This is a genomic window from Sphingomonas trueperi, from assembly GCF_040545965.1.
Lineage (GTDB): Bacteria > Pseudomonadota > Alphaproteobacteria > Sphingomonadales > Sphingomonadaceae > Sphingomonas > Sphingomonas trueperi_C.
On the sequence record NZ_JBEPMV010000001.1, the window covers coordinates 808,643 to 824,364 of the forward strand.

Sequence of the window (15,722 nt, forward strand, 5' to 3'; positions counted from 1 at the left end):
GCAAAGCTTTCAGCTACAGTATCTCCGTGGAGGACTGCCGATCAAAATCCCCGCGTAATACCAAACTCCGTAGAAAATCTTCGGAAGTCATAGATTCGGACGGTGGACCAATTGCGCTCGTACCCGAACCGGAACAAGGGAGAAAATCCGGCGACGTGAACTTTTCTCCAGATTGCACCGGCGCCGCCACGTACGTACCAATCAGCACGCCGATCGGGGAAGATGAAGAGCCGCGCATCTGCGGTCAACCGCGCTGCCGTCGCGCTCGCAAAGAGGGTGATCCGGCCAGCATCATGCCAATACACGCTGGAGAACGCGCCGGACTTCGTTGCGTAGCCGGCGTCTTCGGCAGTTTGCCGGTTGGCAGACAAGGTCACACTCGCTCCCGATCGAACCGTGAGCGCGCGTTCATAGGTGACCGCAGCAGTGTAAATCATCCCGTTCTGCAGACGGCTTCCCTTATAACGCACCCGGTTGACGCTGGCCGACGCATCGAGCTGGGCGCGGCGCCCCGCAGGATGAAGCCAGTCGAAATTGACGCTTTGCGTGCGCGCATAGATCTGGCCGCCATACCAGCGCCATGTGTAGCCGGCTGAAGGCGTCAGTCGGTCCGCCGCGCTGCGATACTCGACGCCGACTTGCGCAGAACCCGAGATGTCATTGAACTGACTGGCGCGATACAGCGTGGCCTGGCTCGACAGGCGGGGCACCAACGTTATGTCTTTCCCAACGTCCAGGCGCATATAGCCCTGGCTCGCTTCCTTCAAACCGGTCCCCGACCGCTCTCGGGCATCGCGCGAAAGGTTCAGTGGCGCGATCACCGTGTCGAGCGTCGTGGCGCTGGTCGCGCGATTGATGTTGCTGTCCGGCGCAAGTGCCAACTCAAGCGAGCCGCCAAGGGGCTTGCGTGAACGCAGCGCTTCGACATAGCGGTTTACCGCCACGGCGACATTCGGGGGCAGCGATCCGGCCTGAATCTGACGCAAGGCGCGTCGGGCACCGACGGTGTCGCCGGTTTGAGCCAGTAAGGAGGCATATTCCAGCCGCACCGCTGCTGCGTCAGGCTTCTCGTCCAAAAGCTGGCGAAGCCACACAAGGGCGCCGATTCGGTCGCCGCGTTTCAGTAGCAAGTGGGCGAGCCGTACCCGAGCTTCAGCGCGAAAATCTGGGTTTCGATCCCTCGTCAACGCCTTGAGAAGTTCGATCGCCTGATCCTCGTGGTCCGCTTCCGCCAGCTTTTGGGCCGTCGCGAACATCTGGTCAGGGGTCAACGACGTCTGGCAGCGCTCGTTGGCGCGCGGTGCGCAGCCGGGTTGCGCCGCCCCTGGGCTCAAAGCCAGGGGCGACGCTTGTATTGCGATGATGGCAGTCAACATTACCGGAGGCGGATCAGTTCTTCTTACCCGCCGCGACGCCGACTGCGTTATAATTGGATCCGCTTACTGCAAAGGTGTAGCCGAATTCCTCTGCGTTGGGACCGAAGAACTTTCCGCCCCAACTGCCGGTCCCCGATCCGCTCAGGTTACCGTTCAACGGCGACCCGTTCAGAGTGAACGAGCCTGCGGAGCCCGCGTAGTTCTGGGTGCCCAGGCCGGCGCGGCCGTTCGCATCCACGCCGGTGAAGCTCAGCGTCGTCGAATAGGCCCCCTTTGCGAAATCCGCCGTAAGGGTGGAAGTGCCGTTCAGGACGTAGAGCTGGCCTGCGCTATCCTGCGCGCTGCCGGCCACCAACCCGGAATAGCTGGCCGAGCCGGTCGTCGGGAGGTTCGAAGTCTGGACACCGAAAACATATGCCTGCTGTACAGACGTTTTCAACGACGGATCCATCTGCGCGAAGGCGAAGCTGGTATAGGTCAGCGTAAGAGGGTTGCTGGCGCTGTTATAGACGACAATCAGATCTTTGGCGCCGGGCGACCGCGGATCGGAAACCTTGAAATAGGAATAGCCAGGGACCGCACCTGCCACCATCGCATCGGACGTCAGACTCAGCGGGGTCGAGCTCGAGTCCGTCGAATAGAAGGTGTAGAGTCCGCTGGCCGCGTCATAACTGATCGCTTCCTTCAGCCCGGATGCGCCCGTCGCGCTGTAGTTTCCTTTGATTGGACCAGCGGATGCTGCCGACTGCACCTGAGTCGGCATGACGAGTGCCTGGGTCGCGGGTGCCGGCGTTGGCGTTGGCGTAGGGCTTGGCGTTGCCGGAGCCGGCGTCGGCGTCGGAGTTGGTGTTGCGACCGGCCCTTGCGCCGCCGGAGGCGCTGAATTTATTCCCCCGCCGGAGCCGCCGCAAGCCGCAAGCGAAGCGGCCATGATCAAAGCGGCGTTGGTTCTGTAAGCACGCACATAAGCCCCATTTTGTACTCTTTGCCTCCCCTCGCCGTACACACAATCGGAAATAGATCAACATTTTACGTCACATTTACTATATAGAAAGCTTTATTCATACAGTTGCGCAGCCTGCCATCACTACGCCTCTCACACATTTACTATATCTTAACTTTAGCTTTCCCCACGCGAACTGAGTCGGCGAGGAATCCCAACGGCGGGCTGACGTGATTCACGTTTCCTGCTGGTGGCAGGAGGCCAGCATGTATGGCACGCACGCTTGCACAGGATCTTCGGGACCGGGTTGTCACCGAATGATGGCGATCCGGGCTGCCACGCGGCGGTGACTCGTTTTGGGGTAAGCGTGTGGAGGGGAACGCCAAGTCAAGTTGACCTCTATGGGCACGGCGACATCTATGTCGCTTCGCCGATAAGAGGTGAAGTTCGCTCCCACATGTGGTCACATCCTCGTGGCCCACGGAAATCCGCCATTTTCCTGGCGAATCGCGTAATGGCCTTATGGGAAGGCGTCGGGAAGGCGCTGAGACGGCAAGAAAATCTGCGAAACGTCCGTTTCAGGTTCCCGAGGTTCGTTCGCACCCGGCTGAGCGCTCCGTCAGCTGCTTTGCCCGCCAGAAACCCATCGAAAGCGGCAGTAGAGTACCTCGCTCATATTCACGACAGGGAGGCTACCGTCGCGGCGGTCGTCGCGCTCAACAGCGCGGATCGTTCTTTAACGGAGCACCGCATGGTGTTCGGGCACGCGATCGTCGGGATCGTCGACTCCACGCTGCGCCAATATGCGCATCTCGACGATACCGGCTCGCAGACCGACGGACTGACCTACGATCCGTCGCTCGAGCCGGCCGGGCGCAGGAACGGCGCGTCGGGCGCGCAGGACGATCGCTGGGCGTTCACGACGGACCTTCCTGCCAACACCTCATGGTCGCGGCGGGGCTCGCCGGTGTGAGCCAGGCGCTGGCCGAGAGCGATCCGGCGACGGCCGTCGACTATCGGGCGCAGCTCGTACCGCGGGTTCGCGCGAGGAAGGCGAAGTTCGATCAGGATCACGCGAACAAGCCGTTCGGCCTGCCGATCGCCACCGGATCTGAGCGGGCTCCAATCAGGTGGTCGCCTTCGGTACGACGATGTACGTGCTGCACAAGGCGTTCCCAGAGCTGGTCGCCACCCGGTATACGCTAGATGCGACCGACCTTATGCTGTGGGGCGGCATCCGGCCAACAACCTGTCCCTGGTCTCGACCGTCGGCACCACGTCGAAGCTGGTCGGCTATGGCCATAACCGCGCCGACTACAGCTTCATCCCCGGCGGTCTTGTCCCCGGCGTACCGATCGTCAAACCCGATTTCTCGGGGCGAAGACCGATGGGCCGTTCCTGCGGTTCGAGAAGGACTATACCGTCAGGACCACCTCCGCCTATGCCCTCGCCGCCCGCGCGGCGATGGCGGCATCGGAGGAGGCGAACTAAGGACGGGCGGTCCGCCGCGTTGCAAAGCCCGATACTTCCGTGCTCAAACACCAAGGCTCCGTCACGGCCGCCAGCCTGACGCGATAGGAAACACGTCGATGAAGAAGCGCCTGCTCGTTGCCGCCTTGCTCGTAGCCGCTACCGCCTCTCCCGCCGGTGCGCAGCTCAAGCTGCCCCATCTCTTCAGCGACCACGCCGTTCTGCAGCGCGATCGACCGCTGCACGTCTGGGGCTGGGCACGTGCAGGGGCGACCATCACCGTCTCCCTCCACGGCCAGCGCGCAACGGCCACTGCCGACCGGCTCGGCCGCTGGGAAGTCTGGCTGAAGCCTGAGTCGGCGGGCGGGCCCTATGTGCTCACGGTCGATGGCGGCGTGGCCGAAGGGCGAGCGCAGGTGCAGGATGTGATGCTCGGCGATGTATGGTTCGCGTCGGGTCAGTCGAACATGGAATTCCCGCTTAAGGGCTTCACAGGCGCGCCGTTGAACAACGGCGCCGCCGAGATCGCCGCCGCGACCAACCCGCGCATCCGGCTTCTCCGCCTCGAGCACAAGAGCAGCACGACCCCCCTCCGCGACATCGACGCGACCTGGACGACGACCACCCCCGCCACCGCGACCGACTTTTCGGCGATCGGCTATTTCTTCGCGCGGGAAATCGCCGCGCGCGAGAAGGTGACGGTCGGCGTGATCGACTCCACCTGGGGCGGCACGCCCGCCGACAGCTGGGTTTCGACGGACGCGTTCGCGAGCGACGCAACGCTCGCCCCCGCACTCGACGCACGCGCCCGCTTCCAGCAGGAACAGGCCGACGCCGATCTCGCCCTTGCGGCCGAGGCGCGCGAGGACGCCGCGATCCGCGCGTCCGGGGGCACGCCGCCCTCGCACCCATGGCACCCGCCCGAGGAGGCGTATCGGCCGTCATCGCTCTACAACGCGATGGTGGCACCGTTTACGGGCTACGGCATCAAGGGCGTGATCTGGTACCAGGGCGAAACCAACAGCAACGTCGCGCGCGCGCCTTATTATGCGGATCTCTTCCGTGGCCTGATCACCGACTGGCGGCACAATTTCGCGCAAGGGGACTTCCCGTTCCTTTACGCGCAGATCTCGTCGTTCAACTCGCCCGCCGAGGAATGGGGTCTGGTGCGCGACGCGCAGCGCCGGGCGCTGGGGCTGATCAACACCGCGATGGTCGTCACCACCGACGTCGGCGACCCGGACAATGTGCATCCGGGCGACAAGCAGACGGTCGCCGCCCGGCTCGCGCTCGCGGCGCGGGGCATCGCCTATGGGGAGCGCGTCACCTATCAAGGCCCGCTGTTCCGCCAGGCGACCGGCGAGACCGGCGGGATGCGGATCTGGTTCGATCACGCCGACGGCCTGACCAGCCGCGGCGCACCCGTGCCTGGCTTCGAAATGGCCGGAGCGGACCGCAACTTCGTCACCGCGACCGCGCGGATCGACGGCGAGACGGTGGTGGTAAGCGGCGCCGTGCCACAACCCCGCTATGTCCGCTACAACTGGAGCGGCGTCGTGCGGGGCAACCTGTACAATGGCGCCGGACTGCCCATGTCGACCTTCACCTCCGAGGAGCGGATCCAGGGGCATCTCGCCTTCCCCTGAGCGGGGTCACCTGCCCAAAGCCGAGCGCGCCGGCAGCCTCCGTTGCGTCGGGCGATCGCTACAGCATTTTCAATCGGCTTGGCTTGGACGGTGCAGGGAAAGCCCGGTCAAGGGCGGCGAGCACATCGTCGTCGAGGCGGAGATCCGCGGCGCCCGCATTCTCGCGCACATGCGCCGCCGTTCCCGCCTTCGGTATTGCGATCAGGTTCTTTCTGCGGAGCAGCCATGCCAGTGCGACCTGCGCCGGCGTCGCGGAGAGCGCGTCGGCGATCTCCTGGAGTGCAGCGTTTCCGACCAGCCCCCCCTGTTCGACCGGACTATAGGCCATGGCGGTCATCCGCCGGTGGTCCAGCCAGGGAAGCAGGTCGAACTCGGGGCCGCGGCGCCCGAGATTGTAGAGGATCTGATCGGTCGCGCAGTCCTCCCCGCCCGCCGCGACGAGCTCCGCCATATCGTCCCTGTCGAGATTGCTGACGCCCCAGTAGCGGATCTTCCCGGCCTCGCGCAGCGCGTGCATCGCATCGATCGTCTCGGCGAAGGGTACGCTGCCGCGCCAGTGCAGCAGATACAGGTCGATGCGGTCCGTGCCGAGCCGGCGAAGGCTGGCCTCGCACGCCTTTGGGAGCCGGTCGCGGCCCGCATTCTGCGGATAGGCCTTGCTCACGATGAACAAATCGTCCCGCCTGTCGCCGAGCGCTTCGCCGATCAGGGTCTCGGCTGCGCCCTCGCCATACATCTCGGCCGTGTCGATGAGCGTCATGCCCGCGTCCACGCCCGCACGCAGCGCCGCGATTTCGGCAGTGCGCAGATCCCGGCGTTCGCCCATCTGCCACGTGCCCTGGCCGAGGGCAGCAACGGTGGCGCCGCCGGGAAGCGTGACCGTGCCGATCACTCGGCGAGGTCCAGAATGACCTTGCCACGGGGATGCTCCTCGCGGGTGAAGCGTTGCGCCTCGCGGATGGCATTGAGGGGAAAGCGCTTCGCGATTTCCACGCGCACCTGCCCGTCGGCGATCAGGCCGAGCGCCTGCTCGAGTTCGGCCGCGTCGGGATCGGCATGCCAGCGCGGCACCGTGCGGATACCGAGCTCGGCCGCCTTCTTTTCATCCGGCTCCAGCGTAGACACGAGGATGCCGCCCTTCCGGAGCGTGGTGAACGAGCGCGCCTGGGTCTCGCCGCCCTGGGTGTCGAACACCATGTCGAGGTCCGTGGCGATATCCTCGAAACGCTCCTTCTTATAATCGATCGCCGTGTCCGCGCCGAGCGCGCGCACGAAATCGAGGTCGCGTTCGGAAGCGGTGGCGAACACGGTCGCTCCCTTCCAGCGGGCGAACTGCACGGCCATGTGGCCGACACCGCCGGCCCCGCCATGGATCAGCACGCGCTGGCCCGCCTCGAGCCCGCCATGGTCGAACAGCCCCTGCCATGCAGTCATCGCCGCCAGCGGCAGCGCACCGGCGACCTCGGTGTCGACGCCGTCGGGCACCTTCGCGAGTTCGCTGGTCTTCACCACGACGCGCTCGCCCTGCGCGCCGCGGTCCGGCCCGATAAAGGCGCAGACCCGGTCGCCGACCGCCCATTCTCCGCTCTCGCTGCCGACCGTCTCGATCGTGCCGGCCAGGTCGCGCCCCAGACCGAATGGCAGCTTGTCCGCGCCCATCGGCGGATATTTCCCTTCGGCCGTCTTCCAGTCGACGGGATTGATGCTGGCGATCGCGACGCGAACCACAACCTCGTCGGCAGCCGGTGCGGGTACAGGTATCGTCGCCACCTGGACGACCTCCGCGCCACCGAATTTCTCAATCCATATAGCGCGCGTCGTTCCGGCTTCGGTGGTCATGGTCGTCTCCAATGGAATCACGCCCTCAACGCCTGCAGGGTCATGGCGGCTCCTGCCGCCTCGACTTTTGCGGTAGCGGGCGGTGCCGGAAGCCATGTCGGGCGTGGTCCATACAAGGAGGGAGACCGTTTCGCCCCTGCCACAGCGAGGCACGTGAAGTCGAAGCTAGGCGCGCGCGATATGGCGTCCAATCATCCCGCGTGTGCCGCCGAACCGCGCAGCGCCTTCCGCACCTCCGGCAAGATGCGGCCGACGATGATATCGACGCCCCGTGCGTTCGGATGCATTCCGTCGGCCTGGAGCAGCGCCCGGTTGCCGGCCACGCCGTCGAGGAAGAAGGGGTAGCGCGCTACGCCATATTTCTTCGCGAGCGCGGGGTAGATGCCGTCGAAGGCGCGCACATAGTCCGGCCCCAGGTTCGGCGCGGCGCGCATGCCGGCAAGCAGCACGGGAATGCGCCGATTACGCAACTCGGTGAGAATCGCTTCGAGGTTGGCCTGGGTCTGCGACACTGGGAGCCCCCGCAGCATGTCGTTCGCACCGAGTTCGACGATCACTAGGTCGGGCGTCGTGCCAAGTCCGCGTAACCCCCAGCGCAGGCGCGCGCGGGCCTGTGCGGCCGTGTCGCCGGCGACCCCGCCATTGCGGACCGTTGCCGCCAGGCCTGCACGGCGCAATGCCGCCTCCAGCCTGGCGGTGAAGCCCGAGGCGGGCGGGAGGCCATAGCCGGCGCTGAGGCTGTCCCCGAACGCCCAGATCACCGGCGCGCGCGGCGCGGCATCGGCAACCGGCGCAAATACCAGGACCGAGAGCATCGCGAGATGGACAATCCCCCGCAACGCTCCATATCGCTTCGGGCGTGACCATGGCTTCATCCCCCTCCGATAGCGCGCTTATCGACGCGCGCAACGTTTCGCTGTCGCTGGGGAAGGCGTCCGCCCGGGTGGACATCCTGCGCGGGATCGACCTGCACGTGTCCACGGGCGAAAGCGTCGCGCTGCTCGGGCCCTCGGGATCGGGCAAATCCTCGTTGATGGCAGTCCTCGCCGGGCTGGAGCGCCCGAGCGGCGGCATCGTCTCGGTTGCCGGACTGGATTTCACCGCGCTGGACGAGGACGCGCTCGCCGTCGCGCGGCGCGGACGCATCGGCATCGTGCTGCAGGCCTTCCACCTGCTGCCGACGATGACTGCGCTGGAGAATGTCGCCGTGCCGCTGGAACTGGCGGGCACGCGAGACGCTTTCGCGCGCGCCGAGGCCGAGCTGGCCGCCGTCGGTCTCGCGCACCGGATCGGCCATTATCCCGCGCAGCTCTCCGGCGGCGAGCAGCAGCGGGTGGCGATCGCGCGGGCGCTGGTCGGGCGCCCGGCCCTGCTGTTCGCCGACGAGCCCACCGGCAATCTCGACACCGCCACCGGCGCCGCGATCATGGACCTGCTGTTCGAGCGGCACGCGGCCAGCGCCACGACGCTGTTCGTCATCACCCACGATCCCGCCCTCGCCGCGCGGTGCGCGCGCGTCGTCTCGCTCGCCGACGGGCGCATCGCCTCCGATAGGCCGCGCGCATGAGCGTCGCCTGGCGGCTTGCGCTGCGCGACCTGCGACGCGGCGGACGCGGGCTGGTGCTGCTGATCGCCTGCCTTTTCCTCGGCACCGCCGCGCTCGCCGGCATTGGCAGCCTCGCCGCGAGCATGATCGCTGCCCTCGATGCCAACGGCCGGCAGATCCTTGGCGGCGATGTCGAGTTCACCGTCTCCCAGCGCCGCGCCACCGTGGCGGAGCTTGCCGCCTTCGCATACGCGGGCCGCGTCTCCGAAACAGTGTCGATGCGCGCGATGCTTCGCAAGCGCGCCGACACCCCGGCGATGCTGATCGACCTACGCGGGACGGACGCGGCGTGGCCGCTGGTCGGGCGCTTCCGGCTCGCGCCGGGTGCGCTGTCCGGCCGCCCGCGAGGTCGCGAGATCGCCATCGCGGCAGCAACGGCCGACCGGCTGGGCGTGAAGCCTGGCGATCGCGTGCGGCTTGGCTCGGCATGGCTGCGGGTGATCGGGATCATCGCCGAGGAGCCCGACCGGCTCGGCGCGGGGTTCACGCTCGGGCCCCCGGCGCTGGTCGACCTCGCCGGGCTCGACGCGACCGCGCTTGTCCAGCCCGGCAGCCTCTACGAAAGCCATTACCGAATCGCGCTCGCCAGGCGTGCGGAAGCGGCCGAGGTGCAGAAGCGCCTGCTCGCTCGCCTGGCAGGCGCCGGCTGGACGGCGCGGACCAGCGATCGTGCCGCCGGTGGACTACGGCGCGGCATCGATCAGTTCGGCCAGTTCCTGATGCTGGTCGGGCTGGCTGCGCTCGCCATTGCCGGCGTGGGCGTGGGGAGCGGTGTTGCGGCCTATCTGGCTGGCAAGACCCGGATCATCGCCACGCTCAAGGTGCTCGGCGCGACTTCCGGCACGATCGCTTCGATCTTCCTTGCGCAACTCGGGGCAGTCTCGGCGCTCGGGATCGGCAGCGGCCTGCTGGTCGGCGCGGCCGTGCCCTGGCTGCTGACCCGTCTCGTCGGCGTATCGCTGCCGGTTCCGCCGCGCCTTGCGCTTTACCCGGTGCCCCTGGCCACCGCCGCGATGCTGGCGCTGCTGGTGGCGCTGCTGTTCGCGCTGCCCGCGCTCGCCCGAGCACGCGACGTGCCGGCGGCGACCTTGCTGCGCGACGCGCTCGGCACGGGGCGCCGGCCGTCGGCGATCGTGCTTGGGGTGATGGCGCTGCTGGTGGCGGCGCTGGTCGCGCTTGCCGTGCTGACCGCGTCGGACCGGCTGCTTGCGCTGGGCTTTGTCGGTGCAGTGGCGGCGCTCATCGGGCTCTTGTGGAGCTTCGGCCTCTCCATCCGGTTCGCCGCCTCGAAACTTCCGAGGCCGCACACTCCGCTCCTGCGGTTGGCGATCGCCAATCTGCATCGCCCCGGCGCGCAGACCGATCGGCTGGTGGTCGCCCTTGGGCTGGGCTTCTCGCTGTTCGTCGCGCTGGCGGTAATCGATGCGAGCCTCGACGCCGAACTGCGCAATGCCGCCCCGGCCAAGGCCCCCCGCTTCTTCGCGATCGACCTGCAGCCGGAGGACGCCGCGACCTTCGCCCATACCGTTCGGAGCGTCGCGCCGGGCGCAGAAATCGAGACGCAGCCGTCGCTACGCGGATCGGTCGTCGCCCTGCGCGGCCAACGGGTCGCCGACATGAAGACGCTGCCCGACGGCGTCTGGGTGCTGCGCGGCGACCGGACGCTCACCTGGTCGGCCACGCTGCCGCCCCGCAATGCCGTCGTCGCGGGACGATGGTGGCCGGCGGACTATCGCGGTCCCCCGCTCGTCTCGCTGGAGGACAAGGCGGCCGCGGCACTCGGCCTCAAGGTCGGCGACAGCATCACCGTATCGGTGCTCGGCGTCGACGTGCCGGCGCGGATCGCAGCCTTGCGCAAGATCGACTGGGGCGGGCTCGGGCTCAACTTCGCCATCGTCTTCTCGCCCGGCTATATCGAGGAAGCGCCGCACAGCCTGCTCGCGAGCATCTATGCCGAACCTGGCCGCGATGGCGCAATCATGCGCAGCGTCGGGGCCGCACTCCCGTCGGTCACGCTGATCCGCGTCGGCGACGTCATCGGCCAGCTCGGCGCGGTGCTCGGCCAGATCGGGGTGGCGATCCGCGCGGCGGCGGCGGTGACGGTGGCGGCGGGGATCGCGGTGCTGATCGGCGCCGTCTCCGCCTCGGCGCGCGCGCGGCGCTACGATGCGGTGATCCTCAAGCTGCTCGGCGGTAGCCGCCGCCAGGTGCTGGGCGCTCAGGCGCTCGAATATGCGATGCTCGCCGCGGCCCTGGTGCTGGTGGCGGTCGGGGTAGGCACGGGCGCCGGATGGTATGTCGTGACCCAGGTGTTTGCCATCGCCTGGGCGCCACGCTGGGACATCGTCGCCGCGACGATGGTGGCCGCCGTCGCAGCGACCCTCGGCATGGGGATCGTCGGCAGCCTCCCTGCCCTTCGCGCCCGCCCGGCCGCGGCGCTGCGCGGCCTGTAGCGGCCGCTCGCCAAAGCAGGTAGGAGCGCTGCCCATGAACCGCAGACAGTCGAAGAAAGACCCCTATGGCGAGCTGCTCCGTGCGGAGGAGCCGCCCGAGGCACCGGTGTTGTGCTGGCTGTGCGGCCGGCCAATGGGCAAGACGAGCGTCTGGCACCATCCCGTGCCCAAGAGCCGCGGCGGCCGCGACGTGGTGCCGATGCATGCGATCTGCCAGCAGACGCTGATCGCCAACTTCACCAATGCCGAACTGCAACGCCACGGCGCCGATGTCGACGCACTGCTGGCCAATCCCAACGTTCGAAAGTTCGTCGACTGGGTGGCGAACAAGCATCCCGATTTCACCGCCACCATTGCGAAAAAGCAGCGCTGACCCGTGCAGCGCCGGCCGCATCACTCGTTTTACACCACGGCAAAGGCGATGCATCTCGCTGGGCGGTCGTTCCCATCAGCGGTTGAGAATGACCGCTCGGACCGAAAGCGGCCATAGGCGGCCGTGTTCGCCAGTGGCGGCAACGCCGTGACATCGTGATTCCACATTGGCTGCTCGCGCCCCAGATGCCGACGTAACCGCCCATGGTAAAGCGCCAGGATGCCGGCGGTAGAAGCCTTTGACCACGTAGACGCTTTGGAACCGCTATTTGTGGCGGAGTTCGAGTTTCTGCCACGCGTCGGCGAATACCTCTCGATAGATACCCCGCCTGGCTATTTTTTTAGATACTACAAGGTCGTTGAAATTTGGCACCGGCGAGGCACGGAGGGTGGTGCATTTCGCGCTTGCATACGCCTTGAAGAGGACGACTGAAGAACGTCCGCTTCCCACCACAATGCGAAATCCGCACCTACCGCTGCCCGCACAGCGTGCGCCGTTCCCCGCCCTCTTTACGATGGCAGATCCTGACAACAGCTGCCATTGCCAATACCTCCATTCGTCGGGCAGCACCGCGCTCAATCTCGATCATTCGAGATGGCGTCGAGCAATCCCGAAACAGCCTTTGCTGATCAGCAGCTCGTGGTTATCAAGCTGGCATTTCTGCCGAGCGACGCCCGACGTCGAGGGTGCGGAGGCCGTGAACGTCATCCCTTATCGGCGGCGGCTCGGGGAGCGCATTGCAAGTCGGGTTGCCGCGCAGCTTTATGGCGGCTGGTCGTCCAAAGCGCCAGCAGCCCCATCAGCGATGTTGCGGCGCCTGCCAGTGCGACGGCCGGATAGCCAAGGCCCGCGGCGATCACGCCGCCCCCTAGCGCAGCACCCGACGCATTGCCGAGGTTGAACGCACCGATATTGACCGCCGAGGCGAGGTTCGGGGCGTCCGCTGCCGCGGTCATCACGCGAACCTGCAGCGGCGGCACCAGCGCAAAGCTTGCGACACCCCACAGCAAGATCAGCACCGCGCTCGGGCCAGCCTGAGGCATCAGCAGGGCAAAGGCGAAGAGTATGGCGGACAGGCCTGGCAGCGTGATCAGCAAGGTGCGATCGACCGAGCGATCGGCGAAGCGACCGCCCAGCCAGTTGCCCGCGGTCAGCCCTAGGCCATAGAGCACCAGCATCGCGGTGATGAAGCCCAGCGACGCGTGCGTCGCGTCGCGCAGGATCGGCGTGATGTAGGTAAACACAGTGAACATCGCGCTCGACCCGATCACCGTCAGCGCCAGCGCCCCCAGCACCTGCTTGCGGGTAAGCACCCGGAGCTCTGCCAGGATGTTGCCACCGTCGGGCGCAGGGAGCGCAGGCAAGGTCATGCGAAGCGCCGCCATCGTCAGCACGCCCAAGCCGGCGATGCCCCAGAAGGAGGCGCGCCAGCCGAGATGCTCGCCTGCCCAGGTGGCGAGCGGCACGCCCGCCACGTTTGCGATGGTCAGCCCCATGAACATCGAGGCGACCGCGCTGGCCCGGCGCTCGCGCGCCACCAGCCCCGCCGCCACGACCGATCCGACCCCAAAAAAGGCACCATGATTGAACGAGGTGAGCACGCGCGCGACGAGCAGCAGGGCATAGCTGTCGGACAGGGCCGCGAGCAGGTTGCCCGCGGTGAAGATGCCCGCGAGGCCGATCAGCAGCATCCGCCGCGGCACCCGGCCGGTGGTAAGCGTCATCAGCGGCGCGCCGATCATCACGCCCAGTGCATAGGCGCTGATCAGCAGCCCTGCCGCGGGGATGGATACCCGCAGATCCTTCGCGATGACGGGCAGCAGCCCCATCGGTGCGAATTCGGTCACGCCGATGCCGAACGCACCGACGGCAAGGGCCAGCAGGCCGAACTGGTTCTTCATGCGAGCCTCGGGGCCAGGCGGGCAAAGCCCTCCTGCTGGCGATAGGGGGTGTGCGGATCGGGCGGCAGCACCTCGCTGGCGCGATCGAGCGCGGCGATCTGCTCCGCGCTCAGCGCCCAGCCGACGGCGCCCAGATTCTGGCGCAGCTGCGCCTCGTCGCGCGCGCCGATGATCACCGACGATACGGTTGGGCGCTGCAGCAGCCAGTTGATCGCGATCTGCGGCACGGTCTTGCCGGTCTCCGCGGCGACCACTTCCAGCGCATCGACGACGCGGTAGAGATGCTCGGTCTCGACGGGGGGCGCGAACTGTTCGGTCGCATGCAATCGGCTGCCTTCAGGGACCGGACGATCGCGCCCGATCCTGCCGGTCAGCCGGCCCCAGCCGAGCGGGCTCCAGACCAGCGCGCCCACGCCTTGGTCGGCGGCAAGCGGCATCAGGTCCGCCTCATAGGCGCGGCCGATCAGCGAGTAATAGATCTGGTGGGCGACGAGCCGGGGCCAGCCATGGCGCTCCGCCACCGCCTGCGCCTTCATCACCTGCCACCCGGGATAGTTGGACGCGCCGACATAGCGGACCTTGCCCGCCGCGATCAGCAGGTCGAATGTGCGCATCACTTCCTCGGTCGGCGTGGACGCATCGAAGGCGTGGAGCTGGAGCAGATCGATATAATCGGTGCCCAGCCGGCGCAGCGCATCCTCGACGGCACGGATCAGGCGGGCGCGCGAGGCGCCCCAGTCCTGCGGGCCGTCGCCCATCGGCAGCCCGGTCTTGGTCGAGATGAGCACCGCGTCCCGGCGGCCGCGGATCGCCTCGCCCAGGATTTCCTCCGATGCGCCGCCCGAATAGACATCGGCGGTATCAAACAGCGTCACGCCGGCATCGAGGCAGATGTCGATCAGCCGCCGTGCCTCGGTCGCATCGCTCTGGCCCCAGGCGCTGAACAGCGGCCCCTGGCCGCCGAAGGTGCCTGCGCCGAAGCTGAGCGCGGGCACCCGCAGCCCCGATCGTCCCAATTGCCGATATTCCATGATCACCGTCCTGTTGCTTGGTCCGGGCAAAGATGGACGGCCTGGCAGCGGCGGTGTAGCTGGAGCGAACGCGAAGGATTTGTGCAATGGACGCAAAGCTGAACGGCGGCAGCGATCGGGCGCATGCGCTGGCGCTGTTCTCCGCGGTGATCGAGCAGGGCAGCTTTTCGGCTGCGGCCCGGCAACTCGGCATGAGCGCATCGGCGGTGGCGCGCGCGGTCGACCGCATCGAGGCGCGGCTGGGCGTGCGCCTGCTGCTGCGCTCCACCCGCGCGCTCTCGCTTACCGCCGAAGGTCGCGCCTATCTGCAGGCGGCGCGGCGGATCCTCGCCGACCTCGACGACGCGGAGCAGCAGATTGCCGACCAAGGCAGCCCGCGCGGGCGGTTGCGGGTCAGCGCGGCGCTGTCGCATGGGCGCCTGTGCGTTGTGCCGCTGCTCGGCGACTTTGCCGGGCTTTACCCCGAAATCCTGATCGACATCGCATTGACCGATACGCTGGTCGACATCGCCGCCGGGCAGGCGGACGTCGCGGTGCGGTTCGGACCGCTGCCGGACAGCTCCCTCACTGCCCGCAAGCTCGGCGAGACCCGGCGCGTGATCGTCGCCGCGCCCAACTATCTCGCGCGCCACGGAACACCGCAGGTCCCCGAGGACCTATTCGCCCATAATTGCCTGAACTTCAGCTTTCGTCGTTCCGAACCCGTCTGGCCGTTCCGCCGCGATGGCCATGACTTCGCGCTGTCGGTGCGCGGTGGAGTCGAGGCCAACAATGGTGAGACGCTCGGGCAGCTGGCGGCAATCGGGGTCGGCATCGCGCGCGTGGGGGCCTTCAGCGTGGCCGAGGAGATCGCAAGCGGCGCGCTTGTGCCGCTCCTCGAGGCGTTCAACCCCGGCGACGTCGAACAGATCCACGCGGTATTCGTGGGCGGACCGAATGTGCCGGCGCGGGTGCGCGTATTCGTAGACTTCCTGGCCGCCAACCTACGCTAGAGCAATTTCACATTGACCGTTGATATCCAGCGGCCTGGAAGAAGTTGGCACATTGGCAGGGCGGGAAGCGATCAAGCAGTTCGCCGATGCGC

13 protein-coding genes are annotated in these 15,722 nt (G+C 67.1%); 6 read left to right on the forward strand and 7 right to left on the reverse strand.

Translation table 11 applies throughout. The features are described from left to right. Positions 1-41: 41 nt before the first annotated feature. Together ABIC35_RS03795 and ABIC35_RS03800 are read right to left on the reverse strand one after the other, a co-directional pair. Positions 42-1,376 (reverse strand): surface lipoprotein assembly modifier, encoded by a 1,335-nt coding sequence (locus ABIC35_RS03795; protein WP_121071788.1) that lies wholly within the window; start codon positions 1,374-1,376, stop codon positions 42-44. A 13-nt stretch (positions 1,377-1,389) separates the two neighbouring features. After that, positions 1,390-2,139 carry a hypothetical protein gene (locus tag ABIC35_RS03800; RefSeq protein WP_121071789.1) on the reverse strand — a complete coding sequence of 250 codons (750 nt, stop codon included), beginning with the start codon at positions 2,137-2,139 and terminating at the stop codon, positions 1,390-1,392. A gap of 931 nt (positions 2,140-3,070) precedes the next feature. Here ABIC35_RS03800 and ABIC35_RS03805 point away from each other — a divergent pair. Together ABIC35_RS03805 and ABIC35_RS03810 are read left to right on the forward strand one after the other, a co-directional pair. Then, positions 3,071-3,292: a hypothetical protein gene (locus ABIC35_RS03805; protein ID WP_354278305.1), complete on the forward strand. Its 222-nt coding sequence runs from the start codon at positions 3,071-3,073 to the stop codon at positions 3,290-3,292. Positions 3,293-3,908: 616 nt separating this feature from the next. Beyond that, complete coding sequence (locus ABIC35_RS03810; RefSeq protein WP_121071791.1) at positions 3,909-5,435, forward strand: sialate O-acetylesterase; 1,527 nt, start codon at positions 3,909-3,911, stop codon at positions 5,433-5,435. Between the two features lie 58 nt (positions 5,436-5,493). Here the strand turns inward: ABIC35_RS03810 and ABIC35_RS03815 are convergent, their stop codons facing one another. The 3 genes from ABIC35_RS03815 to ABIC35_RS03825 form a co-directional block, all read right to left on the reverse strand. Further along, positions 5,494-6,324, reverse strand: coding sequence for an aldo/keto reductase (locus tag ABIC35_RS03815; RefSeq protein WP_121078887.1), 831 nt, complete (start codon positions 6,322-6,324; stop codon positions 5,494-5,496). Next, a complete protein-coding gene (locus ABIC35_RS03820) occupies positions 6,324-7,274 on the reverse strand; it encodes an NADP-dependent oxidoreductase (protein WP_121071792.1) in 951 nt (316 codons plus the stop codon). The genes ABIC35_RS03815 and ABIC35_RS03820 overlap by 1 nt, the downstream gene beginning before the upstream one ends. Positions 7,275-7,465: 191 nt before the next feature. Next, positions 7,466-8,089 (reverse strand): arylesterase, encoded by a 624-nt coding sequence (locus tag ABIC35_RS03825; protein WP_121071793.1) that lies wholly within the window; start codon positions 8,087-8,089, stop codon positions 7,466-7,468. 50 nt (positions 8,090-8,139) lie between these two features. Here ABIC35_RS03825 and ABIC35_RS03830 point away from each other — a divergent pair, with 50 nt between their 5' ends. The 3 genes from ABIC35_RS03830 to ABIC35_RS03840 are packed head-to-tail and all read left to right on the forward strand — an operon-like array spanning position 8,140 to position 11,706. After that, positions 8,140-8,841, forward strand: a complete 702-nt coding sequence (locus ABIC35_RS03830; protein ID WP_121071794.1) for an ABC transporter ATP-binding protein — start codon at positions 8,140-8,142, stop codon at positions 8,839-8,841. Further along, positions 8,838-11,333 (forward strand): ABC transporter permease, encoded by a 2,496-nt coding sequence (locus ABIC35_RS03835; protein WP_121071795.1) that lies wholly within the window; start codon positions 8,838-8,840, stop codon positions 11,331-11,333. The genes ABIC35_RS03830 and ABIC35_RS03835 overlap by 4 nt, the downstream gene beginning before the upstream one ends. 34 nt (positions 11,334-11,367) lie before the next feature. Further along, the gene (locus ABIC35_RS03840) at positions 11,368-11,706 is read left to right on the forward strand and encodes a hypothetical protein (protein ID WP_121071796.1); all 339 of its coding nucleotides are present in this window, start codon (positions 11,368-11,370) and stop codon (positions 11,704-11,706) included. Positions 11,707-12,410: 704 nt separating this feature from the next. On the opposite strand, the gene ABIC35_RS03845 is transcribed toward ABIC35_RS03840, so the two are convergent. After that, on the reverse strand, positions 12,411-13,607 hold the full coding sequence (locus ABIC35_RS03845; protein ID WP_121071798.1) for an MFS transporter: 1,197 nt from the start codon (positions 13,605-13,607) through the stop codon (positions 12,411-12,413). Next, the gene (locus ABIC35_RS03850; protein ID WP_121071799.1) at positions 13,604-14,638 is read right to left on the reverse strand and encodes an aldo/keto reductase; all 1,035 of its coding nucleotides are present in this window, start codon (positions 14,636-14,638) and stop codon (positions 13,604-13,606) included. The genes ABIC35_RS03845 and ABIC35_RS03850 overlap by 4 nt, the downstream gene beginning before the upstream one ends. 86 nt (positions 14,639-14,724) lie before the next feature. On the opposite strand from ABIC35_RS03850, the gene ABIC35_RS03855 reads away from it, so the two are divergent. Further along, positions 14,725-15,630, forward strand: coding sequence for a LysR family transcriptional regulator (locus ABIC35_RS03855; protein ID WP_121071800.1), 906 nt, complete (start codon positions 14,725-14,727; stop codon positions 15,628-15,630). The last annotated feature ends 92 nt before the right edge of the window (positions 15,631-15,722 follow it).